21 protein-coding genes and 1 pseudogene are annotated in these 23,361 nt (G+C 67.1%); 9 read left to right on the forward strand and 13 right to left on the reverse strand.

Features of this window, described 5'->3' with window-relative positions; genetic code table 11:
- The 9 genes from EWH21_RS01095 to glyQ all read right to left on the reverse strand — a co-directional run bounded on the left by EWH21_RS01095 (position 1) and on the right by glyQ (position 9,398).
- Positions 1-624, reverse strand: a complete 624-nt coding sequence (locus EWH21_RS01095) for a lysophospholipid acyltransferase family protein (protein WP_152487455.1) — start codon at positions 622-624, stop codon at positions 1-3.
- Between the two features lie 9 nt (positions 625-633).
- Complete coding sequence (locus EWH21_RS01100) at positions 634-1,083, reverse strand: hypothetical protein (protein ID WP_047592349.1); 450 nt, start codon at positions 1,081-1,083, stop codon at positions 634-636.
- On the reverse strand, positions 1,073-2,410 hold the full coding sequence (locus tag EWH21_RS01105; RefSeq protein WP_277699597.1) for a phosphatase PAP2/dual specificity phosphatase family protein: 1,338 nt from the start codon (positions 2,408-2,410) through the stop codon (positions 1,073-1,075). Before EWH21_RS01105 ends, EWH21_RS01100 begins: the two co-directional genes overlap by 11 nt.
- Positions 2,410-4,164 (reverse strand): bifunctional alpha/beta hydrolase/class I SAM-dependent methyltransferase, encoded by a 1,755-nt coding sequence (locus EWH21_RS01110; RefSeq protein WP_277699598.1) that lies wholly within the window; start codon positions 4,162-4,164, stop codon positions 2,410-2,412. Before EWH21_RS01110 ends, EWH21_RS01105 begins: the two co-directional genes overlap by 1 nt.
- Positions 4,165-4,189: 25 nt before the next feature.
- Entirely contained in the window at positions 4,190-4,795 is a 606-nt protein-coding gene (locus EWH21_RS01115; RefSeq protein WP_152487458.1) for a CDP-alcohol phosphatidyltransferase family protein, read from the reverse strand.
- 209 nt (positions 4,796-5,004) lie between these two features.
- Complete coding sequence (locus EWH21_RS01120; protein WP_134676629.1) at positions 5,005-5,772, reverse strand: lysophospholipid acyltransferase family protein; 768 nt, start codon at positions 5,770-5,772, stop codon at positions 5,005-5,007.
- A gap of 13 nt (positions 5,773-5,785) precedes the next feature.
- Entirely contained in the window at positions 5,786-6,316 is a 531-nt protein-coding gene (gene gmhB, locus EWH21_RS01125) for a D-glycero-beta-D-manno-heptose 1,7-bisphosphate 7-phosphatase (RefSeq protein WP_047592359.1), read from the reverse strand.
- Positions 6,317-6,399: 83 nt separating this feature from the next.
- A complete protein-coding gene (gene glyS / locus EWH21_RS01130; RefSeq protein WP_277699599.1) occupies positions 6,400-8,454 on the reverse strand; it encodes a glycine--tRNA ligase subunit beta in 2,055 nt (684 codons plus the stop codon).
- Complete coding sequence (glyQ, locus tag EWH21_RS01135) at positions 8,451-9,398, reverse strand: glycine--tRNA ligase subunit alpha (RefSeq protein ID WP_037052319.1); 948 nt, start codon at positions 9,396-9,398, stop codon at positions 8,451-8,453. Before glyQ ends, glyS begins: the two co-directional genes overlap by 4 nt.
- 171 nt (positions 9,399-9,569) lie before the next feature.
- On the opposite strand from glyQ, the gene EWH21_RS01140 reads away from it, so the two are divergent.
- The 6 genes and pseudogenes from EWH21_RS01140 (at position 9,570) to EWH21_RS01165 (ending at position 16,079) form a co-directional block, all read left to right on the forward strand.
- Entirely contained in the window at positions 9,570-10,124 is a 555-nt protein-coding gene (locus tag EWH21_RS01140) for a DNA-3-methyladenine glycosylase I (RefSeq protein ID WP_277699600.1), read from the forward strand.
- On the forward strand, positions 10,121-10,732 hold the full coding sequence (locus EWH21_RS01145; RefSeq protein WP_277699601.1) for a pyridoxamine 5'-phosphate oxidase family protein: 612 nt from the start codon (positions 10,121-10,123) through the stop codon (positions 10,730-10,732). The genes EWH21_RS01140 and EWH21_RS01145 overlap by 4 nt, the downstream gene beginning before the upstream one ends.
- 56 nt (positions 10,733-10,788) lie before the next feature.
- Positions 10,789-11,676, forward strand: a complete 888-nt coding sequence (locus EWH21_RS01150) for a lysophospholipid acyltransferase (RefSeq protein WP_277699602.1) — start codon at positions 10,789-10,791, stop codon at positions 11,674-11,676.
- 128 nt (positions 11,677-11,804) lie between these two features.
- Complete coding sequence (locus EWH21_RS01155) at positions 11,805-12,071, forward strand: PilZ domain-containing protein (RefSeq protein WP_037052309.1); 267 nt, start codon at positions 11,805-11,807, stop codon at positions 12,069-12,071.
- A gap of 215 nt (positions 12,072-12,286) precedes the next feature.
- Positions 12,287-14,824 (forward strand): annotated as a pseudogene (mprF, locus tag EWH21_RS01160) (bifunctional lysylphosphatidylglycerol flippase/synthetase MprF); the annotation flags it as partial.
- Between the two features lie 31 nt (positions 14,825-14,855).
- Positions 14,856-16,079 (forward strand): AcvB/VirJ family lysyl-phosphatidylglycerol hydrolase, encoded by a 1,224-nt coding sequence (locus EWH21_RS01165; protein WP_277700583.1) that lies wholly within the window; start codon positions 14,856-14,858, stop codon positions 16,077-16,079.
- 103 nt (positions 16,080-16,182) lie between these two features.
- Here the strand turns inward: EWH21_RS01165 and ehuA are convergent, their stop codons facing one another.
- Genes ehuA through ehuB form a run of 4 tightly spaced genes read right to left on the reverse strand, consistent with a single transcriptional unit; the run spans position 16,183 to position 19,228 of the window.
- Positions 16,183-16,962, reverse strand: coding sequence for an ectoine/hydroxyectoine ABC transporter ATP-binding protein EhuA (ehuA, locus tag EWH21_RS01170; RefSeq protein WP_277699604.1), 780 nt, complete (start codon positions 16,960-16,962; stop codon positions 16,183-16,185).
- A 41-nt stretch (positions 16,963-17,003) separates the two neighbouring features.
- A complete protein-coding gene (ehuD, locus tag EWH21_RS01175) occupies positions 17,004-17,666 on the reverse strand; it encodes an ectoine/hydroxyectoine ABC transporter permease subunit EhuD (RefSeq protein ID WP_037052304.1) in 663 nt (220 codons plus the stop codon).
- Entirely contained in the window at positions 17,663-18,322 is a 660-nt protein-coding gene (ehuC, locus tag EWH21_RS01180) for an ectoine/hydroxyectoine ABC transporter permease subunit EhuC (protein ID WP_277699605.1), read from the reverse strand. The genes ehuD and ehuC overlap by 4 nt, the downstream gene beginning before the upstream one ends.
- Positions 18,323-18,382: 60 nt before the next feature.
- Complete coding sequence (gene ehuB, locus EWH21_RS01185; protein WP_175252514.1) at positions 18,383-19,228, reverse strand: ectoine/hydroxyectoine ABC transporter substrate-binding protein EhuB; 846 nt, start codon at positions 19,226-19,228, stop codon at positions 18,383-18,385.
- A gap of 253 nt (positions 19,229-19,481) precedes the next feature.
- Here ehuB and EWH21_RS01190 point away from each other — a divergent pair, with 253 nt between their 5' ends.
- The 3 genes from EWH21_RS01190 (at position 19,482) to eutC (ending at position 23,326) form a co-directional block, all read left to right on the forward strand.
- On the forward strand, positions 19,482-20,879 hold the full coding sequence (locus EWH21_RS01190) for a PLP-dependent aminotransferase family protein (protein ID WP_277699606.1): 1,398 nt from the start codon (positions 19,482-19,484) through the stop codon (positions 20,877-20,879).
- A gap of 488 nt (positions 20,880-21,367) precedes the next feature.
- A complete protein-coding gene (gene eutB / locus EWH21_RS01195; protein ID WP_277699607.1) occupies positions 21,368-22,339 on the forward strand; it encodes a hydroxyectoine utilization dehydratase EutB in 972 nt (323 codons plus the stop codon).
- A gap of 9 nt (positions 22,340-22,348) precedes the next feature.
- On the forward strand, positions 22,349-23,326 hold the full coding sequence (gene eutC, locus EWH21_RS01200) for an ectoine utilization protein EutC (protein ID WP_277699608.1): 978 nt from the start codon (positions 22,349-22,351) through the stop codon (positions 23,324-23,326).
- Positions 23,327-23,361: the final 35 nt, after the last annotated feature.

The raw sequence follows: 23,361 nt of genomic DNA on the forward strand, positions 1-23,361 counted from the left end.
TCAGGCCTCCTCGGGTGCCAGTGCCAGCAGAGCGTTGCGCGTGCGTTCCAGGAAGGCTTCCTTGCCCTCCCCCTCGATGGGCTCCACCGCCGCACCGAAACTCAGGGTGCACAGCAAAGGCAGGGGCAATGCACGGCCCTTGGGCATCACCCGGTTGAGGTTGGCGATCCATACCGGCACCAGCTCGACCTGCGGCCGTTGCTGAGCCAGGTGGTAGAGCCCGCTCTTGAACGGCAGCAGCGGCTCGTCGCTGAGGTTGCGCGTGCCTTCGGGGAAGATGATCAGCGAGTCGCCACCGTCCAGCGCATCGAGCATCGCCTGCAGCGGGTTGGCGCCCTCTTCCTTGCGCTCGCGATCGACCAGCACGCCGTTGAACACGCGATTGATCAGGAAGCTGCGCATGCCCGGCTTCTGCCAGTAATCGGCACCGGCCACCGGGCGCGTGGTCTTGCGCAGCTCCGGCGGCAGTGATGCCCACAGCAGGACGAAGTCACCGTGGCTGCTGTGGTTGGCGTAATACAGACGCTGGGTGGGCTGGGCGGTGCTGCCCAGCCAGAGGGCGCGGGCCCCCGTGAGCAGGCGGGCCGCCGAGGTGATGGCGAAAGCGGTCAATGCAGCGAGCATGGCGACTCCTTAACCGGGTGGGGGAAATGCGTGAATGAAGACGATGCCCAACAGCACGAGCACGGCTTGGAACAGCAAGCACAGTACCTGCCTACGCAGCAGGCCGAGTGCACCCTGGCAGCGCAGGCTCCAGCTGCGCCCGGCCTGTTCGGCAGGTTGCAGGCCGAGGCGCTGCAGCGCCTGATCCAGCGCCTGGGTGTGCGCGTCCAGCTGCTCACCGGCGCACGCCAGTTGCTGGAACAGTTCGGCGTCCAGGGCGACGCGCAGCGCCCAGTACTTCTCGGCGAGCCCGACCAGCAGCAATGCCGCGCAGAACAGCCCCAGGCCGAGGCCACCCGGCGCACCCAGCAGGGGCGACAGCCCGAGCACGACGGCGACCAGGCTCAGCGCAGTGGAAAAGTGATCGAGGCTGCGTCCGCGTCGCAGCAGCGCGGCGACCAGTTGCAGGTCAGCCTGCATGGGCTACCTCCACCTGTGGTGAGGCCTCGAGCTGGCGCTGCAGCGCTGCCAGATGCTGTGGACCGAGCACCACCTGTGGGCGGGCCTGGCGGATCAGCTCGACCGCGCTGTGCACATCGCCGCAGCGCCCGCTGTGCAGCAGCCAGGCCGCGACGGCGGTGGCGCTGCGTGAATACCCAAGGGCGCAACAGACCAGCAGCGGGCCCTGGTGGCGCAGGCGCTCGATGGCTTCGGCGGCGTCTCGGCATGTCGCGGAATCCGGTGCGACCAGGTCCAGTGCCGGCAGGCTGCAATAGGCCAGCGTGCCAGGCGCTGCCGGCAGTTCGGCGCACAGGTCGACCAGCGCGGCGTAGCCGTCGAGATCGCCCGCCGCGGGTAGACGGCCGAGGTGAATACCGTCGACCACCAGGCTGGGCGCGGGCTGGCGGTACGTCCATAGCCGCGAATTGATCCAGGCGGCGAGCAGGTACGGGCCGAGCAGTGCCGTAGCCGCCGGGCTGAGACGCCCATTGGCCTGCTTCTGGAAGCCGGCCGCGCCGAACAGCAGGTAGTTGAGTGCGACCATGGCCAGGGAAACGCTCGGCCACAACAGCCACAGCCAGGCACCGCCGAGGTTGACCGCCAGTGCCGAGCACAGCAGCGCGCCGAGGCTGTAGCGCAGTGCCAGGCGCCAGTGACGAGGATCAGTGGCCAGGCGCATGTGCTGCAACGGCGTGCTGCCCTGCAGCGGCAGCAGCCAGAGGCAGAAGAAGCCGGCGAGCAGCCCGGTGGGCACGTCGATGAAATGGTGTTGCCAGGTGGTCAGCACGGAAAGGCCGATCAGCCCCATCCACAGGTGCAGCAGTCCGCGCCAGAGCGGGCCGCGGGTGTGGTTGGCGAACATCGCCCAGATGATTACCAGCAGCGTGATGTGCAGGGAGGGTGCCTGGTTGAAGGGTTTGTCGAAACCCATCAGCAGGTCGAAGAGCATGCCGAACGTGCCCTCCAGAGGGGGGCGCTCGAAGGTGAAGCGCAGCGGCCAGAGGAGGAAGCAAGCCACGCAGATCACCTGCGCGGCGAGCAGGCGCAGTGCATGGCGGTCCATCTCGCGGCGGCACGCGGGCAGCAGGAACGACAGGCCGTAGAGCAGGTCGATCGACCAGTAGGGCACGATGGTCCAGGGCCAGAGCGGCACCTGCGTCTCCCAGGCGAAGACCAGGCTACCGACATCGTCACGCTGGCCGGTGAACCAGTTGGCGAAGCCGTAGCTGGCGAAGAACAGCGGGCCGAGCAACAGCAGCCAGAGAACGCCCCGCTTCCACAATCCCTGCTCGCGGGTGCTCTGCATCACTTCACCCGTTGCGCCAGGGACACGCTGAAGATGCCCCACTGATCGATACGTTGGGCCACCTTGCGGAAGCCTGCTGCCTCTACCAGCTGGTCCATCTCCGCCTGGCTGCGCCGGCGCATGACCCAGGCCTGGCCGTCACGGTGGCTGGTCAGGGCGCGGGCGATCAGCTCCAGCTGCGGGTGCCAGGGTTGCCCCGTGTAGACCAGGTAGCCGCCCTCCTCGACCGCTGCCGCCAGGCCCGCCAGCGAGTCGCCGACCATCTGGTTGCTGCCGAACAGCTCGTACAGGCCGGAGACCACCGCCAGGGTCGGTTTGGGATCGAGCGCCGCGAGGTCTTCGCGATCGAAGGCATCGCCCTTGACGAAACGGGCGATGTCGCCGAGATCCTTCTGCTGGATCAGCGCATTGCCGTCGCGAACGTTGATGTCGCTGTAGTCGCGCAGGAGGATCGAGTCCGGACGCTGTTCCTGGCCCTCCAGCGATTCGAGGATGTAACGGCCATGGCCGGCGGCGATGTCGACGATGCGCACGGCCTTGCCCGCCTCACGCAGCCTGAGCATGGCCAGGCGCAGCAGCTCCTCGGCATGCAGCTTGCGCTGGCGAATGCCACGCCAGCCGATGGAGTCCAGGTAGTTCCGGTCGATCAGCCGGCCCAGCGCGCCCTTGCCGCTGGGCTGGTTGCGGTAGACGTAGTCCAGCGTGCTGCCGGAGTCGAAGCCGGTGTCGAAACCCAGCTTGACCCCGTCCGACAGGCCGCTGCCAAGGCGCATGCCGGCGCGGGTGGCGCGCCAGTACAGGTCGCGCAACGAGTTCTGCGGCAAGGGCGCAGCCAGCTCCTCGGCTTCGGCGCAGGTGACGCCCAGGCGGTCGGCGTCGAGCAGCGACGGCCGTGCCATGGGGTGCTCGAAGTTGCGCAGGATGAAGCGGCGGGCGCGGCTCAGTGCATGGGCCCGGTCACGCTCGCCGAGGGTGTCGTGGAAGAAGCCGGGCAGCAGGTGCTTCTCCTTGCGTACGCTGCCGAGGCGCTCGAAGAAGGCTTCCTGTGGTTTGCGCTGCACGACGAAGTCCGCAGCGGAGATCAGCAGCTGGGTCGGCACCTGAATCGCCTGGGCATCGGCGACGATGCGATCGGCCGCCTCGTACAGCCCCAGGAGCATGGTGACCGAGATGGGGCGGGCGATCAGCGAATCGTTGTCGAACGAGGCGATGCGCTCCGGGTCGTGGGTCAGGAACCTGGCCTTGACGTAGCTGTTGACGAAGAAGTTGCCGCGCCAGGCATGCAGCAACTTCAAGCCGGGGCGGGCGAACGGCACGTAGAGCTTGACCTTGAAGGCCGGTGAGGCGAGCACCAGGCAGCGTACCTTGGGGGCATAGTCGTGGGCCCAGGTGGCGATGATCACCGCCCCGACGCTCTGCGCGACCACGGCCAGGTCCTGCTCGACGATGCCGTGCCGGCTGCCGATGTGCTCGACGAAGGTCTGCACGTCACGCACGCTGGTGGCGAAGCTCGGGCTGTCGCCCCGCGCGCCGGGCGAAAGGCCGTGGCCACGGGCGTCCCAGGCGAAGAAGTCGCAGTGTGGCAGGTCCAGCTCATCCACCAGGTGAGCCATGCGCCCGCCGTGTTCATGGCCGCGATGGAACAGCAGTACGGCCTGTCGTGGGCCCTCTTCGGGGGCGCTGGCGGGCCAGTGGCGATAGCTCAGTTCGACGCCGTCGTGGGTGGTGAAGGTGTGCAGTTGGACGGGGCGCATGGAATCTCCTTATTCCGAGGATGGCTCAGGCCGTTTCGGCCAGCCCATGGCGAACGCGGTTGTAGAGGGTATAGAGCAGCAGGGCCAGGACCAGTGCCAGCAGGGCGTTGATCCACCAGGCCGAGAGTAGCCCGGTGGCGACGCCGGCACCTAGCACGCCGAAGCAGAAGGCGCGGTCGCTCTTGCCCATCGGGCCGTCGTAGCGGCGTGACGCGCCGACCATGGGGCCGAGCACGCCGGCGTATTCGCTGATCACTGCCAGCAGGACAACGACCACCACCAGCAGCGGTGAGACGCCCGGCAGCAGGGCGAAGGGCAGGTACAGGGCGCTGTCGGCGATCACGTCGCAGAGTTCGTTGAGGTAGGCGCCGAGTTTCGATTGCTGGCCGAATTCACGGGCCAGCATGCCGTCGACGGCATTCAGCGCCATGCGCAGCAGCATCCACAGCGGGATCAGGGCGAACAGCCAGGCCAGCTGGCTGTAGGCCGCGAGCAGGGCACCGAGGAGCAGGGAAACGATCGCGGCCGTCAGGGTCACCTGGTTGGCGGTGACGCCCCGCGCATGGAGGCGTTCGACGCCCGGGCGCAACAGGTTCTGGAAGGCAGGCTTGAGCTGGTAGATCGATGGCATGGCAGCGAATTCCTTTTCCCGATCGGATCATCGGCCATCTGCAGGGGCGAGACTGTGCGCCCGTCGAGCCTTGTGAGGCATGCATTGGCATTCAGGCAAGTTATACCCTACAGGCCGATTTTCCTAGTGCTGCCCAATCTCCAGGAAAATCATGTGCTTGAACCCTGTGATGGCGCATTGCTGGTATTTGACGCACAGCTTATCCACAGCTAGAGCGATTCGCCCAGGCGGCTCAGCACCGGTTCTTCACCGCGCATCGCCGCCTGTTGCTGGCAGACCCACTGGAAGGCACGCTCGTTGAGCTCGGCGATGGCACGCGGGCCCTCGCCCTCGGCATGCATGGGCGCGCCGATGATCACCTGGATGGTGCCGGAGCGCTTGCCCCAGCCTTCCTTGGGCCAGAACTCGCCGGCGTTGTGGGCGATGGGCAGTACCGGCAGGCCGGCGTTGACCGCGAGCGCCGCACCGCCGCGGGAGAACTTGCCGATCTGCCCTGGCTGAATGCGCGTGCCTTCGGGGAACACCAGGACCCAGGCGCCCTGCTTGAGGCGCTCGTCGCCCTGCTTGGCCATCTGCTTGAGCGCCGCCTTGGGGTTGCTGCGGTCGATGGCGATGGGCTTGAGCAGGGCCATGCCCCAGCCGAAGAACGGCACGCGCAACAGCTCGCGCTTGACCACTTGCGACAGCGGCTCGAAGAAGCCGGAGAGGAAGAAGGTTTCCCAGGTGCTCTGGTGATTGGCGAGGATCACGCACGGGCGCTCGGGGATGTGCTCCAGGCCACGCACCTCGTAGCGGATGCCGACGATCACCTTGGCCAGCCAGACCGCGCAGTTGCACCAGGCCTGGACCACGAAGCGATAGCGCTGGCGGAAGGGCAGCAAGGGCGCGACCAGCAGGCTGATCAGGCACCAGAAGAAGGAGCTGGACGACAGGAGCAGGTAGAAAAGCGTGATTCTGAGGGCCTGCACGATCGCCATAGAACTTCGCACCTTATGAGAGCAGTCGATCGGCGACAGCCGCCAGATCGTCGAATACCAGGGTTCCTGGCGGCAATGCCTTGGCCAGGGTTCGTTCGCCCTTGCCGGTCTTCACCAGCACAGGTTGACAGTCGACGGTCAGCGCCGCCTGCAGGTCACCGCTGCTGTCACCGACGAACCAGATACCTGCCAATTCCGTGCCGTAGTGCGCAGCGATCTGCCTGAGCATACCCGGCTTTGGCTTGCGGCAGTCGCAGCCATCGTCCGGCCCGTGTGGACAGTAGACGATCAGACCGACTTCGCCGCCCTGCTCCGCCACCAGCTCGCGCAGGCGCGCATGCATCGACTCCAGGGTCGCCAGGTCGTAGTAGCCTCGGGCGATTCCGGACTGGTTGGTGGCCACGGCCACCGTCCAGCCGGCACGCGACAGGCGCGCGATGGCGGCAATCGACGAAGGAATCGGCAGCCACTCGTCGAGGCTCTTGATATAGGCGTCGGAGTCTTCGTTGATGACACCGTCGCGATCGAGGATCAGTAACTTCATAGCAGCAAGCTCCGAGCCGCAAGCTACAAGTCAGCGACGGCCTGCTTGCCGCCATGCTGCCTGTAGCTTGCCGCTGCCGTGTGTCAGCCGAGCAGGGAGATATCCGCAACGCCGAGGAACAGGCCACGCAGACGGGCCAGCAGGGCATAGCGGTTGGCACGTACGCGTGCATCCTCGGCGTTGACCAGCACCGCCTCGAAGAAGGCGTCCACCGGCTCGCGCAGGCTGGCCAGCTTGGCCAGGGCCTCGTCGTACTGGCGGCCAGCGGCCAGCGGCTGTACGGCCTGGTCGGCTTGCTGGATCGCCGCGTGCAGGGCGAACTCGCTGGGGTTGTCGAAGTAGTGCGCTTCGACCTGGGCGGCGACGCCACCTTCGGCCTTGCTCAGCAGGTTCGACACGCGCTTGTTGGCGGCGGCCAGGGCCTCGGCCTGTGGCAGCTTGCGGAAGGCCTGTACGGCCTGCACGCGCTGGTCGAAGTCCAGCGGCGAGGTCGGGTTGACCGCCCGCACGGACTGGTACACGGCGACGTCGATGCCTTCGTCTTCGTAGCGCGCACGCAGGCGGTCGAAGATGAATTCCAGCACCTGGGCCGCCAGGCCATCGTGCTTGACCTTGCCGGCGTACTGGGCGACGGCGAAATCGACGGCGGCAGCCAGGTCCAGGTCCAGGCCCTTCTCGATGAGGATGCGCAGCACGCCGAGGGCAGCGCGGCGCAGGGCATAGGGGTCCTTGGAGCCGGTGGGCAGCATGCCGATGCCGAAGATGCCGACCAGGGTGTCGAGCTTGTCGGCCACGGCCACCGCGGCACCGGTCAGCGTGCTCGGCAGCTCGGCACCGGCACCGCGCGGCATGTACTGCTCGTTCAGGGCCAGGGCGACGTCTTCCGGCTCACCGTCGTTGAGCGCGTAGTAGTAGCCGGCGATGCCCTGCATTTCCGGGAACTCGCCGACCATCTCAGTGGCCAGGTCGCATTTGCTCAGCAGGCCGGCACGGGCGGCACGCTGGGCATCGCCACCGACTTCGCGGGCGATGAAGCCGGCCAGCGCCGAGACGCGCTCGGCCTTGTCGAACACCGAACCGAGCTGGGCCTGGAACACCACATTGGCCAGGCGCTGGTTGAAGCCTTCGAGCTTCTGCTTCTTGTCCTGCTTGAAGAAGAACTCGGCGTCGGTCAGGCGCGGGCGCACGACCTTCTCGTTGCCGGAGACGATCTGCGCCGGGTCCTTGGACTCGACGTTGGCCACGGTGATGAAGCGCGGCAGCAGCTTGCCGTTCGCGTCCAGCAGGCAGAAGTACTTCTGGTTGTCCTGCATGGTGCTGATCAGCGCCTCCTGCGGCACCTCGAGGAAGCGTTCCTCGAAGGAGCAGACCAGCGGCACCGGCCATTCGACCAGGGCGGTGACTTCGTCCAGCAGCGCCGGCGGCACGATGGCCGTGCCCTGCTCGGCGGCGGCCAGCTGGTCGACGCGTTGGCTGATCAGCGTACGGCGCTCGGCGAAGTCGGCCAGCACATAGGCGCTGCGCAGGTCCTCGGCGTAGTTCGCCGGGCTGCTGATGCGCACGTCACGATTGGCGTGGAAGCGATGGCCACGGGATACGCGGCCAGCCTTCTGGGTGAGGATCTCGCAGTCGACCACGCTGTCGCCGAAGAGCGTCACCAGCCACTGGGTCGGGCGTACGAACTCGTCGCGGCGAGCGGCCCAGCGCATGCGCTTGGGAATCGGCAGGTCGTTGAGCGAGTCGGCGACGATGGTCGGCAGCAGGTTCACGGCCGGCTGGCCGGGGATGTGCTGGGCGAAACGCAGTTTCGGCCCGCTGCGGTCGATCTCGGCGATGTCCACGCCGCACTTGCGGGCGAAGCCCAGGGCGGCCTGGGTGGGATTGCCGTCGGCGTCGAAGGCGGCCTGGATGGGCGGGCCGTCGAGGTTCATGCTGCGGTCGGCCTGCTGCTCCTCGAGCTGCTCGACCAGCACCGCCAGGCGGCGCGGCGCGGCATAGGCACGGGCGCTGGCGTAGTTCAGGCCAGCGGCCTTGAGGCCTTTCTCGATACCGGCGAGGAAGGCGTCGCCCAGGGTTTTCAGGGCCTTAGGTGGCAGCTCTTCGGTGCCCAGCTCGACCAGGAAATCTTGTGCACTCATGCTTGCGCCTCCAGCTTGGCCAGTACTTCGTCACGCAATTCCGGGGTGGCCATGGGGAAGCCGAGTCGGGCACGTGCCTGCAGGTAGCTCTGCGCCACGGCGCGGGCCAGGGTGCGTACACGCAGGATGTACTGCTGACGCGCGGTCACCGAGATGGCGCGGCGGGCGTCGAGCAGGTTGAAGGTGTGCGAGGCCTTGAGCACCATTTCGTAGGTCGGCAGCGGCAATTGCAGCTCGATCAGGCGGTTGGCTTCGCTCTCGTAGAAGTCGAACAGTTCGAACAGCTTCTCGACGTTGGCGTGCTCGAAGTTGTAGGTCGACTGCTCCACTTCGTTCTGGTGGAACACGTCGCCATAGGTCACGGTGCCGAACGGACCGTCGGTCCAGATCAGGTCATAGACCGAGTCGACGCCCTGCAGATACATGGCCAGGCGCTCCAGGCCATAGGTGATCTCGCCGGTCACCGGGTAGCACTCGATGCCACCGACCTGCTGGAAGTAGGTGAACTGGGTGACTTCCATGCCGTTGAGCCAGATTTCCCAGCCCAGGCCCCAGGCGCCGAGGGTCGGCGACTCCCAGTTGTCCTCGACGAAGCGGATATCGTGGACTTCCGGATCGAGGCCGATGGCCTTGAGCGAACCCAGGTACAGTTCCTGGAAGTTCTCCGGGTTGGGCTTGAGGACCACCTGGAACTGGTAGTAGTGCTGCAGGCGGTTGGGGTTTTCCCCGTAACGGCCGTCGGTCGGGCGGCGCGAGGGCTGCACGTAGGCGGCGTTCCAGGTTTCCGGGCCGACGGCGCGCAGGAAAGTGGCGGTGTGGAAGGTGCCGGCGCCGACTTCCATGTCATAGGGTTGCAGCACGACGCAGCCCTGTTCGGCCCAGTAGTTCTGCAGGGCCAGGATCAGGTCCTGGAAGGTGCGTGCGGCAGGCTTGTTCTGGCTCACGAAGAAATCACCTGTGGAGGCTTGCGAGGGAAAGCCGGGGAGTATATCGAAACTCGGCGCAAGCCGCAGGGTACGGCACATCGGCATCATCCAATGGCGGCGCTGACTGTATTTATATCCAGTTGTTTTGCGGCTATAGTCACCCCCTCATCCTGACCGAGGCCTACCGCCATGCCCCGTTGCTTCTGGTGTACCGACGATCCGCTCTACCAGGCCTACCACGACGAGGAATGGGGCGTGCCGCAGCGCGATGCGCGCCATCTGTTCGAGATGCTGCTGCTCGAAGGCGCACAGGCCGGGCTGTCGTGGATCACCGTGCTGAAGAAGCGCGAGCGCTATCGCCAGGTGCTGCACGGCTTCGACCCCGAGCGCCTGGCGCGGTTGAGCGACGAGGAGATCGAGCAGCTGATGCAGGACCCCGGCATCATCCGCAACCGCCTCAAGCTCAAGGCCGTGCGCCAGAACGCGCAGGCCTGGTTGCGCCTGGAGGACCCGGTGACGCTGCTCTGGTCGTTCGTTGGCGGCGCGCCGAAGATCAACCACTTCAGTGACCGCAGCCAGATGCCGGCCGTGACCCCCGAGGCCGAGGCGATGAGCAAGGCGCTGAAGAAGGCCGGCTTCACCTTCGTCGGCCCGACGATCTGCTATGCCTTCATGCAGGCCACGGGTATGGTGATGGACCACACCACCGACTGCGACCGTTACGCGCAATTGAAGGGCTCATGACCACCATCACCACGCTGGATGAACTGCTCGCACTGTACGGCGAAAGCCACGAACGTTCGCGGCGCAAGGAGCTGCCACGGCTGATCGCACCCTACCGTGCGCTGATCGAGGCCTCGCCCTTCGTGGTCCTGGCCAGCACCGGCGCGGACGGCATGGACTGCTCGCCGCGAGGCGATGCGCCGGGGTTCGTGCAGATTCTCGACGACCAGACCCTGTTGCTGCCGGACCGCCCCGGCAACAACCGCATCGACAGCCTGCGCAACATCGTGCAGAACCCTCAGGTGGCGCTGCTGTTCCTGATCCCCGGAGTCGGCGAGAGCCTGCGGGTCAATGGTCGCGCGGAAATCTCTCTCGACCCCGAACTGCTCGAACTGGGGCGCGCCCAGGGCAAGTTGCCACGCAGCGTGCTGCGCATCCGCATCGACAGTTGCTACTTCCAGTGTTCCAAGGCGGCGCTGCGCTCCGGGTTGTGGGATGCCGCGCGTCAGATCGAGCGGGCCAGCCTGCCCCGTGCCGGCGATATCTTCCGCTGCATCCTCGACGACGAGTTCGACGTCGAGGCTTACGAGCGCGACCTGCAGCAACGGGTTCGGACGAGCCTGTACTGACTGCACGGCTCCTGCGCCGCTACAATTGACGCCTTTCCGAGCGGTTGGAGTCTGTCGTGGAGAAACTCAAGGGCGCCCTGGTTGTGGGGTTCCTGCGCTTGTTCGCACTGCTGCCCTGGCGTGCCGTGCAGGCCGTGGGCAACGCCATCGGCTGGTTGATGTGGAAGCTGCCGAACGGTTCGCGTGACGTCGCGCGCATCAACCTGGCCAAGTGCTTTCCCGAGCTGAGCGAGGCCGAGCGCGAGCGCTTGGTCGGGAAAAGCCTCAAGGACATCGGCAAGACCCTGACCGAAAGCGCCTGCGCCTGGATCTGGCCGGCGCAGAAGTCGCTCCAGCTGGTCCGCGAAGTGGAAGGCCTGGAAGTGCTGCAGCAGGCGCTGGCCTCCGGCAAGGGCGTGGTCGGCATCACCAGTCACCTGGGCAACTGGGAAGTGCTCAATCACTTCTACGGCAACCAGTGCAAACCGATCGTTTTCTACCGCCCGCCGAAGCTCAAGGCGGTCGACGAGTTGCTGCAGCAGCAGCGCGTGCAGATGGGCAACCGTGTGGCCCCGTCAACCAAGGAAGGCATCCTGCGCATCATCAAGGAAGTGCGCTCGGGCGGCGCCGTGGGTATTCCTGCCGACCCGGAACCGAGCCGTTCGGCGGGAGTGTTCGTGCCCTTCCTCGGTACCCAGGCCCTGACCAGCAAGTTCGTCCCTGGCATGCTCACCGGCGGCAAGGCGGTCGGGGTGTTCCTGCATGCCGTGCGCCTGGATGACGGCAGCGGTTACAAGGTGATTCTCGAGGCCGCGCCGGAAGGCATGTACAGCGAAAACGTGGAAGAGGGCGTGGCGGCGATGAGCGAAGTGATCGCACGTTACGTGCGCACCTATCCGAGCCAGTACATGTGGAGCATGAAGCGCTTCAAGAAGCGCCCGGATGGCGAGGCCAAGTGGTACTGACGTCCTGCTTCAGGGCAGGATTGTCGAAGAAGGCGCCATGATGGCGCCTTTTTTCTGCCGCCTGCTGGGCCTCGGCGCGGTAATGCGCTATTAAAGGCGACATCGCTCGACCAATCCTCGGAGCCGTCATGTCCAACCAGCGTCAGCAGGTACGTACCCCGATGAAGTGCCGGATCAAGATCAGCCATCCGAGTTTCGGTGAGCTACTGGCACAGACTCGCGACCTGTCCGACAGCGGCGTGTACGTGAAGCATCCGGACATGGCCGGCCTGGCCGTTGGCACCCACGTCACCGGGCAGGTCCAGGATCTGCCCTTCCCCGCGCCCATCCTGCAGATGGAAGTGATGCGGGTGGATGCCGAGGGCGCGGGCCTGCGTTTCCTCGACGAAGCCTGACGGCGCAAACGCTGCGGTACGCGTGACGAAAAGCGGAAAGCCGAGGAACATTTCGTTACATCTGCACTCTGACCAAGACCTCGCTCCGAGGTGGCGTCCATCAGAGGCGTTTCGACATGAGTCGAGCGGTATCCGAACTCCCCGCTAACGGCGCCGATGCGCCGGAACTTCCTCCCCCTTCTCGACCCGGCTGGCTGCACCGTCAGCGTCACCTGATCGGCCTCGGCCTGTCGTTGCTGCTGTTCGGCCTGGCGCTGCTGGCCTGCTGGCATCTGGTGCGCGAGATCAACCCGGATCAGGTGCGCGACTCGCTGGCGGCGGTGCCGCCACGGGCGCTGTTCGCGGCCATGCTGGCCACCGTGCTGGGTTTTCTGCTGATGCTCGCCTACGAGTGGTCGGCCAGTCGTTATGCCGACGTCCGCCTGCCCGCGTCGACCCTGGCGCTGGGGGGCTTCTGCGCCTTCGCCATCGGCAACGCGGTGGGCTTGTCGGCGCTGTCCGGGGGCTCGGTGCGCTATCGCCTGTATACGCGCAATGGGCTCGGCGCGGGCGATGTGGCGCGAATGAGCCTGTTCGCCAGCCTGTCGCTCGGTATCAGTCTGCCGATTCTCGCGGCCCTGGCCGCCCTCTTCGACCTGGCGGACGCCGCGGCGGCGCTGCGCCTGCCCGCGCCGTTGCTGGCGCTGCTGGCCGTGGCGGTGCTGCTCGCCGCCTTGGCGCTGGGTCTGCTGCTGGCGCGCAGACGCCTGGCCGAGCGGCCTGCCCCCGGCTGCTGGCAAGTGGACCTGGGGCGCTTCAGCCTGCGCCTGCCCGGCGTGCGCATGAGCCTGGTGCAACTGCTGATCAGCAGCCTCGACGTGCTGATCGCCGCCAGCGTGCTCTACTGCCTGCTGCCCGAGGCGCCGCCGTTCTCGTCCTTCGTGCTGATCTACATGCTGGCGCTGGCCGCCGGTGTGCTGAGTCATGTGCCGGGTGGTGTCGGGGTGTTCGAGGCCGTGCTGCTGGCGGCGTTCTCCTCGCGCATCGACCCGGCCGGGCTGGTCGCGGCCATGCTGCTCTACCGTCTGCTCTACGTGATGCTGCCGTTGCTGGCCGCCGGGCTTCTGCTGCTGGCGGTGGAGGCGCGGCGCTTGTGGTTCCCGCGCCAGGTGGCGAGGGTGGCCAGCAACCTGGCGGTACCGTTGCTGGCACTGCTGGTGTTCTGCGCCGGCGCAGTGCTGCTGTTTTCCGGGGTCACGCCGACCATGGACGAGCACCTCAAGGCCCTGGGTTTTCTCATGCCGCCGCCGCTGATCGCCGCCTCGCACCTGGCGGCGAGCCTGGTCGGTACGCTGTGCCTGCTGCTGGCGCAGGGGCTGCGCCGGCGCCTGTCCGCCGCCTGGGTGCTGACCCTGGTGTTGCTCTGCCTGGGCGTGGTGCTGTCGCTGCTCAAGGGCTTCGACTGGCCGGAGGCGCTGGTGCTGGCGGCTATCGCCGGGGTGCTGGCGCTGTTTCGCCGGGAGTTCTACCGACCCAGTCGGCTGCTCGACATGCCGGCCTCGGGCCTGGCGCTGGCGGCCACCAGTGGCGTGATCGCGGCCTCGGTCTGGCTGCTGCTGTTCGTCTATCAGGATGTCGCCTACAGCCACCAGCTGTGGTGGCAGTTCGAACTGGACGGCAATGCCCCGCGTGGCCTGCGTGCCGCCCTGGGCAGTGCCCTGGTGCTGCTGGCGGTCGGCTTGACCTGGCTGCTGCGTGCCACGCCACCGAGCATCCGCCTGCCGGACGGCGAGATGCTGGCGCGGGCACGGATCATCGTCGAGGCCTCGCGGCAGCCGGAAGGTGGCCTGGCGCTCAGTGGCGACAAGGCGCTGCTGTTCCACCCGGATGGCCAGGCGTTTCTCATGTACGCCCGCCGTGGCCGCAGCCTGGTGGCGTTGTTCGATCCCATCGGCCCGCCGGCGGCGCGCGCCGAGCTGATCTGGCAGTTTCGCGACCTGTGCGACCGTCACCATGCGCGGCCGGTGTTCTACCAGGTGCGGGCGGAGAACCTGCCCGGCTACATCGACATCGGCCTGACCGCACTGAAACTGGGTGAGGAGGCGCTGGTGGATCTGCACACCTTCGACCTGGCCAGCAACGGCAAGGAGATGAAGGCGCTGCGCTACACCTGGAACCGTGGCCAGCGCGATGGCCTGAGCCTGGAGTTGCATGCCCCCGGCGCGGCCCCCCTGGACGCGCTGCAGGGCATATCCGCTGCCTGGCTGGCGGGCAAGCAGGTGCGCGAGAAAGGCTTCTCCCTCGGCCGCTTCAGCCCCGAGTACCTGGCGCACTTCCGGATTGCGGTGGTGCGCTTCGAAGGGCGCGCGGTGGCCTTCGCCAACCTGCTGGAGTGTCAGACGCGAGCGGTCGCCAGCCTCGACCTGATGCGCGTGCTGCCGGATGCGCCGAAATCGACCATGGAGTTCCTCATGCTCGGGCTGATCCAGCAATTCCAGGGCGAGGGCTATGCGCGCTTCAGCCTCGGCATGGTGCCGCTGGCCGGCCTGCAGACGCGCAAGGGGGCGCCGCTGCCGTTGCGCCTGGGCGCGCTGGTGTTCGATCGCGGCGAGAGCTTCTACAACTTCCAGGGGCTGCGCCGCTTCAAAGACAAGTTCCTGCCGCAGTGGGAACCGCGCTATCTGGCCGTGCCGGCCGGGCTCGACCCCTGGGTGGCATTGGCCGACACCGCCGCGTTGATCGCCGGCGGTCTGGGTGGACTGGTGAGGCGTTGAAATGAACAAGGCGACAGGGGTACTGGGCGGGTTGTTGCTGGTGGCTGCCCTGGCGGTGGGCGGGGTGACCTGGTGGTGGTCGATGCGTGCGCTGCCGCATCTGCAGACGGTGCAGATCCAGGGGCTGAGTGCGCAGCTGCTGAGCCAGGGCGAGGCACGCCAGCGCCTGCTGCTGATCGCGCCGCCCGAGCAGGCGCTGGACGAGGCGCTGCTGCGACGGCTGGCCGACGCAGGAGACGTGCGCGTGCTGCAGATGCCCTTCGTGGCGCACGATTGCGGCGCGCAGCGGCGCCTGATCGATCAGGCCAGCGGGCTGCTGGGCGGCAAGCCGACCCTCGTTGCTGGTGTCGGGCCGGCCGCCGCTTCGGCCTGGCGCTGGCTGGCCACGCAGGACGATGACCAGGCGCAGGCGCTGTCGGTGGGCTTCGACCTGGGCCAGCCCGATTGCGCCGAGGCGCTGCCGAAGAAGGCCGCGCACGGCCACTGGATCGCCCTGTGGAACGACAACCCCGGCGATGCCAACGCGCGCTTCCTGCGTGAGCAGGGCAACGGCGAGCCGCGCATCGGCACCCTGGGTACGCCGCTGCCGACCCTGCTGGCCGACCAGTTGCAGCAGCTGCTCGCCGGCCGGGGCGCGCCGCTGCCGGTGGTCGAGCACCCTTCGGCGCAGGCGGCTGATACCCTGACCCTGTTCTACTCCGGTGACGGCGGCTGGCGCGATCTCGACCGGGCCTCGGCCGAGCACCTGGCCGCTGCCGGCTATCCGGTGGTGGGCATCGATACCCTGCGCTACTACTGGCAGCGCAAGAGCCCGGAACGCAGTGCCGCCGACCTGTCGCGCCTGATGCAGGAGTACCGCGAGAAATGGCACATCAGGCGCTTCGTGCTGGCGGGCTATTCCTTCGGCGCCGACGTGCTGCCGGCGATCTACAACCGTCTGCCGGCGAGTGACCAGCAGCAGGTGGATGCCATGCTGCTGCTGGCCTTCGCCCGCAGCGGCAGCTTCGAGATCGCCGTCAGTGGCTGGCTCGGCAAGGATGGCGCGGAGGCTGCCACCGGACCGGAGCTGCGCAAGGTTCCGGCGGCCAAGGTGTATTGCATCTACGGCAGCGAGGAAGCGGCCGAGAGCGGCTGCACCGAAGCCGGAGCCCCCGGAGAGCGCCTGCAGATCAGCGGTGGCCACCACTTCGACGGTGACTACGCGGCGCTGGCGCAGAAGATGCTGGCGGCGATCAGGGCGCGTCAGCAGCGTTAGTCTCGTTGACGCATGCCACTGAACCGGCGTGATTCCGTAGGAGCGGATTCATCCGTGAACAATCGCGGCTGAAGCCGCTCCTACGAGATTGCGCGAAGCTGCCTCAGTGGGCCTCGTTCACTGCGCTGAGAAATGCCTGCGTGCGCTCCTGCTGCGGGTTGCCGAACAGCTCCTCGGGGGTGCCCTGTTCGTGGATGCGGCCCTGGTGGAAGAAGCACACACGGTCGGCGAACTCGCGGGCGAAGCCCATCTGGTGGGTGACCATCAGCATGGTCAGGTTGTGCTCGCTGCCGAGGCGGCGGATCACCCCCAGCACTTCGCCGCACAGCTCCGGGTCGAGCGCCGAGGTGACCTCGTCGAACAGCATCACCTTGGGCCGCATCGCCAGCGCACGGGCGATCGCCACGCGCTGTTGCTGGCCGCCGGACAGTTGCGAAGGGAAATGGCGCAGCTTCTCGCCCAGGCCGACCATCGCCAGCAGGTCCTCGGCGCGTTCCGTGGCTTCCTTCCGGCCCAGGCCGAGCACCTGCATCGGCGCCTCGATGACGTTCTGCAGGGCGCACATGTGCGGGAACAGGTTGAAGCTCTGGAACACCATGCCGATCTTGCCGCGCACCTTGCGCTGGTAGCTGGCGCTGGCCGGCACCAGGCGGCCGTCGCGGGTACTCATGTGGGTCAGCGGCTCGTCGTCGACGGCGATCAGGCCTTCGTCGATGCTTTCCAGGGTCATCAGTGCGCGCAGCAGGGTCGACTTGCCCGAGCCACTGGGGCCGATGATCGCCACCTTCTCGCCGGGGGCGACATCCAGGTTGAGCTTGTCGAGCACGGTAAGGTTGCCGTAACGCTTGGTCACGTCGGTGAAGCGGACGATGGGCTGGGGCATGCTGGAACTCCCTGCAGCGGCGGTCGAGTTGATAAAAGCAGTCATCGGGCAGTGACCTCCAGGCGATCTTCCATGCGCCGCACGCACCAGGCCAGGACCAGGCTGAGGGCGAGGAAGAACAGGCCGACCAGGGTGATGGGCTCGAGGTAGCGGAAGCTCTCCGAGCCGATGTTCTTGGCTTGCTGCATGATCTCCACCACGGTGATCGCGGACAGCACCGGGGTGTCCTTGAGCATGGCCACCAGGTAGTTGCCCAGCGCGGGAAGGATCGGCCGCAGCGCCTGCGGCAGGATGATCTGCCGGTACGCCGACAGCGGCGCCATGTTCAGCGCCGTCACCGCTTCCCATTGGCCGCGCGGCACGGCGTCGAGGCCGGCGCGATAGACCTCGGCGGTGTAGCAGGCGTAGTGCAGGGCGATGCCGAGGATCCCCGCCTGCAGCGCGGTGAGGTTCAGCCCGTAGTTGGGGAACACGTAGAACAGGAAGTACACCTGGATCAGCAGCGGCGTGCTGCGGATGAATTCGATCAGCCCGGCCACCGGCCAGGACAGCCACAGGTGCCTGCTGCGCCGGGCGATGGCCAGCAGCAGGCCGACGACGATGGCGATGGCGAAGCCGGCGAAGGTGATCAGCAGGGTATTGAGCGAGGCCTTGAGCAGGTCCGGGAGGATGCTCAGGGCGAAGTCCCAGTCGAAGAAGTTCATTGCAGGCCTCCGCGCATCCGGCCACGGGCAAGGCGTCGTTCCAGCAGGCGCATGCCGAGGTTGATCACCTGTGCCATGAGGAAATACAGCAGCAGCGCCAGGGCGAAGATCTCCAGGGTCATGAAGGTCGCCTGGTCCAGCTGGCGGGCGCGGAAGGCCAGGTCCGACAGGGTGATCAGAGACACCAGCGAGGTGTTCTTCAGCAGCTCGATCAGCAGGTTGGTGCCGGGTGGAATCGCCGCCAGCAGGGCCTGCGGCAGGATGATGCGGGTGAAGCGCCGAAACGGCGTCATGTTCAGCGCGGTGCAGGCTTCGTACTGGCCCTTGGCGACCGAACGGATGGCGCCGCGCATGACTTCCGCGCCATAGGCGCCGATGTGCAGGCCGAGGCCGACCACGGCCACGGCGAAGGCGCTCATCTCGATGTTGAACGGCGGCATCGGCAGCACGAAGTACAGCCAGAACAGCTGCACCAGCAGCGAGGTGCCACGGAAGATCTCGATGTAAGTGATCGCCAGCCAGCGCAGCGGGCCGAACGGCGACAGCCGGCCGAGGGCGGCGAGCACGGCGCTGGCAATCGCCAGCAGCGAGCCCCAGAAGGTGACTTGCACGGTGACCCAGGCGCCTTGCAACAGCAGGGGGAGAAGATCGGTCATGAATGTCTACCGGTCGAAGGATTCATGCCGCGCACTGGCGTGCGCGGCAGACACCGCAGGTTACTGAGCGCAGAGTTCGGCAGCGGTCTTGTCGGTGATGTTGGACTGGTCGAAGCCGAAGGGCTTCACCGTGGCCAGGTGATCCTCGCTGCCGAGCCATTGCTTCAGCGCGGCGTTCACCGCATCGCGCAGGTCCTTGTCTTCCGGGCGGAAGGCCAGGGCGCCATAGCCGGTGTGGGCCGGGTCGTCGTTGAATTCGGCGATGGCCTCGACGCCGTCGCCACCCTTCTCGGCCAGGCCCTTCATGGTCAGCTGAGTGCCGACCGCCGCATCGGCGCGGCCAGCGCGCACGGCCTGCAGCTGGGCGGTGGTGTCCGGTACCTGGAGAATCTGCTCGTCGGTGATACCGGCGCTGCGGGCGTATCCCAGGTTCACCGTACCGGCCATGATCGCCACCTTGGCACCGCTCTTGGCGATGTCTGCATAGCTGTGCAGGTTCTTCGGGTTGCCGGCCTTGGTCAGCAGGGTGTCGGGCAACTGGTAGTGCGGATCGGTGAACAGCACCTGCTTGCAGCGTTCGGGGGTGATGTACATGCCGGCGGCGATCAGGTCGAAACGACTGGCACGCAGGCCGGGGATCAGCGAACCCCATTCGGTGAGCACCGGGTTGATGGTCTTGACGCCCATCTGCTCGAAGATCTTCCTGACGATCTCCGGCGACTCGCCGGTGACGCTGCCGTCCAGCGCGGTATAGGCGAAGGGCGTCTCGTTGGCGTAGCCGATGCGCACGCTGCTGCTGTCCTTGACCTTGTCCAGGGTCGAGGCCTGGGCGCCGGCGACGAAGCCGCCGAGCAAGGCGCAGGTCAGTGCGAGGTGACCGAAGCGGGAGGGGATAACGCTACTCATCTTGGTGTTCTCCTGTTTCTTGTAGTCCGCCAGCGGCGGCGTGCTGTGTTAGGAGGCAGGTAAATCAAGAGCGTTGGCGCGCAGATCGGGACCTGCGCCGGCCGGGTGGTGTTGTTCTGGGGTGCCGAGGCACTGTTCTCCACCCTTGGCCCGAGCATACAAAGGCTTTTTTCGCTGCGGCATTGCACTAGGACAATTGAATCGCACTGCCCCACGCGGGATGCTTGCCTGCAGTCGCCAGAGGAAGCCATCGATGCAGAACTGGAAGAAGGCCCTGGCCAACGCGCGTCCGGGCGAGTCGAAATACAAGCTCCTGGTCCAGGCGGTCGCCGCCGACATCGAACAGGGTAACCTGATCGACGGTCAACGGTTGCCCCCGCAGCGCCAGGTCTCCGATGCCCTGGGCATCAGCGTGCAGACCGTGACCAACGCCTACAAGGAGCTGGAGCGCCAGGGCCGCGTGCGCTGCGAGGTGGGCCGTGGCAGCTTCGTCTCGCGGCGCACCAGCGAGCGGGTGGCCAGCAGCATGCTCGACCGCAGCGAGCAGGCGCTGATGGACTTTTCCAACGCGCGCATCCTCCACACCGACGCTCACGACCGCTTGTGGCGGCAGACCTGCCTGGAGCTGGCGCAGGAACCTGACCAGCCCTGGATTCACGCCTTCCGCCCGATTGCCGGCATGCAGCACCAGCGCGAGGCGGCGGTACGCTGGCTGGCACGCCTGGGCATGGATGTGGGGACCGAGGACGTGTTGCTGACCAGCGGCGCGGCCCACGGCATCTTCCTCGCCCTGGCGACGCTGGCCGGCCCGGATGACGTGGTGCTCTGCGAAGGCCTGACCGACCACGGCGCCATCGGCAGCTCGCAGGTGCTCGGCTTTACCCTCAAGGGGCTGGAGATGGACCGCCACGGGTTGAATCCCGAGCACTTCGAGGACATGTGCGGCAACGAGCGCATCACCGCGCTGGTCTGTACGCCCAACCTGAACAACCCGACCAGCGCGCTGATGCCCGATGAGCGCCGCCGCGAGATCGCCGAGATCGCCCGTCGCTATGGCGTGTACATCATCGAGGACGATGTCTACGGCCCGCTGCTGGCCGGTCAGCAGGCCTCGCGGCCGCTGAGCCATTACGCGCCGGAGCTGTCGTTTTACTGCACCAGCCTGACCAAGTCGGTGCTCACCGGCCTGCGCATCGGCTACCTGGTGATGCCCAAGCGCCTGGCGCTGCGCACCGAGAGCATCCTGCGGGTCAACAGCTGGATGGCGCCGTCGCTGCTCGGCGAAGTGGCGACGCGCTGGATCGACTCCGGTGAAGCCGAGGACCTGGTGCAGCTGCAGCGCCAGCTCCTGGCCAACCGCCAGGCGCTGGTCGAGCAAGAGCTGGGCGAGCACCTGATCGGCAACCATCTCTACTCGCTCAACAGCTGGCTGCGTGTGCCGGAGGGCTGGGAGACCGACAGCCTGCTGCGCGAGCTGCGCCGACGCAACGTGGCGCTGACCCTGCCCGACCCCTTCGTCCCGCCCGGCATGCCCAGGCCACGCGCGGTGCGGCTGTGCGTCGGCGCCGAATGCAGCGAGGCGAAGATGCGCCAGGGCGTGCAGATCGTCCGTGACGTGTTCGGCCAGTACCCGAAGGTGCATGATTTTTGAGAGCCGGAGGGTGGACGTCGCCTTTCCTCGTCCACCGCAACGGTGGATCGGTGAAGCGTGATCCACCCTACGTTCGCCGGCGTGAGGTGTACGTTTCGCGGCTGAAGCCGCTCCTACGACCTGCCGTAGCCCGGATGAAATCCGGGAAAGTAGGGTGGACGTCGCCTTGTACGTCCACCGTGACGGTGGATCGGTGAAGCGTGATCCACCCTGCGTTCACTGGCGTGAGGCGCACGTTTCGCGGCTGAAGCCGCTCCTACGACCTGCCCCGTAGCCCGGATGAAATCCGGGAATGTAGGGTGGACGTCGCCTTTTACGTCCACCGTGACGGTGGATCGATACAGCGTGATCCACCCTACGTTTGTCGGCGTGACGACACCCTTGCGGCAATGCCTATCCGCAAGCCGAACAAAAAATCGTCCTAGTACATTCGGTCAGTCAATTTCCCGCTCATACACTCGGCCGCACACCTTCACGGAACGTGCGCCATGCCCTCCATTGCCTTCGATGACCTGCTCCAGGCCCGCCAGCGTATCGCCGGCCTGGTACGCCAGACGCCGCTAGAGCACTCACCCAGCCTGAGTCGCCTGCTCGGCGTGCCGGTGTGGCTGAAGCTGGAGTCGCAGCAGGCCACCGGCAGCTTCAAGCTGCGTGGCGCGAGCAACGCGGTGGCGCAGCTGGATGCCGGGCGCAAGCGCTGCGGCGTGGTCACCGCCTCCACCGGTAACCACGGTCGCGCGCTGGCCTTCGCCGCCGCGCAGCAGGGCGTGAAGGCCATCGTCTGCCTGTCCGAGCTGGTGCCGCAGAACAAGGTGCGCGCCATCCGCGAGCTGGGCGCCGAGGTGGTGATCAGCGGCCGCAGCCAGGACGATGCCCAGCTCGAAGCGCTGCGTATCGCCCGCGAGCAGGGCGCAGCGTTCATCCCGCCCTTCGACCATCCGCATGTGATCGCCGGCCAGGGCAGCCTGGGCCTGGAGATTCTCGAGCAATGCCCGGACGTCTGCGAGGTGCTGGTGCCGCTGTCCGGCGGCGGCCTGTTCGCCGGCGTGGCGCTGGCGATCAAGGCGGCCAGCCCGGCGATTCGCGCTCACGGCATCAGCATGCGGCTGGGGGCGGCAATGCACGCCAGCCTGGAGGCCGGCGCACCGGTCGAGGTAGAGGAGCTGCCGACCCTGGCCGATTCCCTCGGCGGCGGCATCGGCCTGGACAACCGCTACACCTACGCCATCACCCGCGACCTGTGCGACCAGGTGCATCTGCTCGACGAGGCGTCCATCGCCCGCGGCATCCGCCACGCCTACCGTGAGGAGCGACTGGTGGTCGAAGGTGCGGCTGCAGTGGGCATCGCCGCGCTGCTCGACGGCCTGATTCAACCGCGAGGTCCGGTGGTGGTGGTGATCAGCGGGCGCAACATCGATATCGACCAGCACCTGCGCGTCATCAACGGCGCGGAAGCCTGAGGAGTGGCCATGGCCAAGACCCTGATTCTCAACCAGGCCGACCTGCGCGCCTGCGTCGGCCTCGACAGCGCCAGCCTGGCGGTGGTGGAGAACGCCTTCCGCCTGCTCGCCACCGCCGCCGTGGCCATGCCGCCGATCCTGCGTCTGGACGTGCCCGAGCACAACGGCGAGGTGGACGTGAAGACCGCCTACCTGCCGGGCGTTGCGCACTTCGCCATCAAGGTCAGCCCCGGGTTCTTCGACAACCCCAAGCTTGGTCTGCCCAGCCTCAACGGTCTGATGATGCTGTTTTCCGCACAGACCGGTCTGGCCGACGCCCTGCTGCTGGACAACGGCTACCTCACCGCCGTGCGCACTGCGGCTGCCGGCGCCGTTGCGGCCCGCTGGCTGGCGCGCGAGGACGCCGGGGTGGTCGCCATTCTCGGCGCCGGCGAGCAGGCGCGCTTGCAGCTGCAGGCGCTGCGCCTGGTGCGCGAAGTACACGAGGTGCGTATCTGGGCACGCGACCCGGCCAAGGCCCGCGCCATGGCTGCCGAGCTGGAGGATGCCCGCGCCGTGGACAGCGTCGACGCCGCGCTGGAGGGCGCCGATATCGCCGTCAGCACCACACCCAGCCGTGAACCGCTGATCCAGCCACGGCACCTGCGCCCCGGCCTGCACATCACCGCCATGGGCTCGGACGCCGAGCACAAGAACGAGATCGCCCCGGCCGTGCTGGCGCAGGTCGACGCCTATGTCGCCGACCGCCTGAGCCAGACCCGCGTGCTCGGCGAGCTCAACCACGCCATCGCCGCAGGCCTGGTGGCTGCCGATGCCGACTTCGCCGAACTGGGCCAGGTGATCGCCGGTCAGCGGCCTGGGCGCAGCGCAGATGAGCAGATCACCCTGTGCGACCTGACCGGCACCGGCGCCCAGGACACCGCCATCGCCAGCCTGGCCTATCAGCGTGCGCGGCAGGCCGGCAAAGGCCTCAACTTCGATTCATGACCCTGTGAGAGGGGCTTCGTCGCGGCGCAAACGGA

The sequence above is a fragment of the Pseudomonas sp. REST10 genome, from assembly GCF_029542605.1.
Taxonomy (GTDB): domain Bacteria; phylum Pseudomonadota; class Gammaproteobacteria; order Pseudomonadales; family Pseudomonadaceae; genus Aquipseudomonas; species Aquipseudomonas khazarica.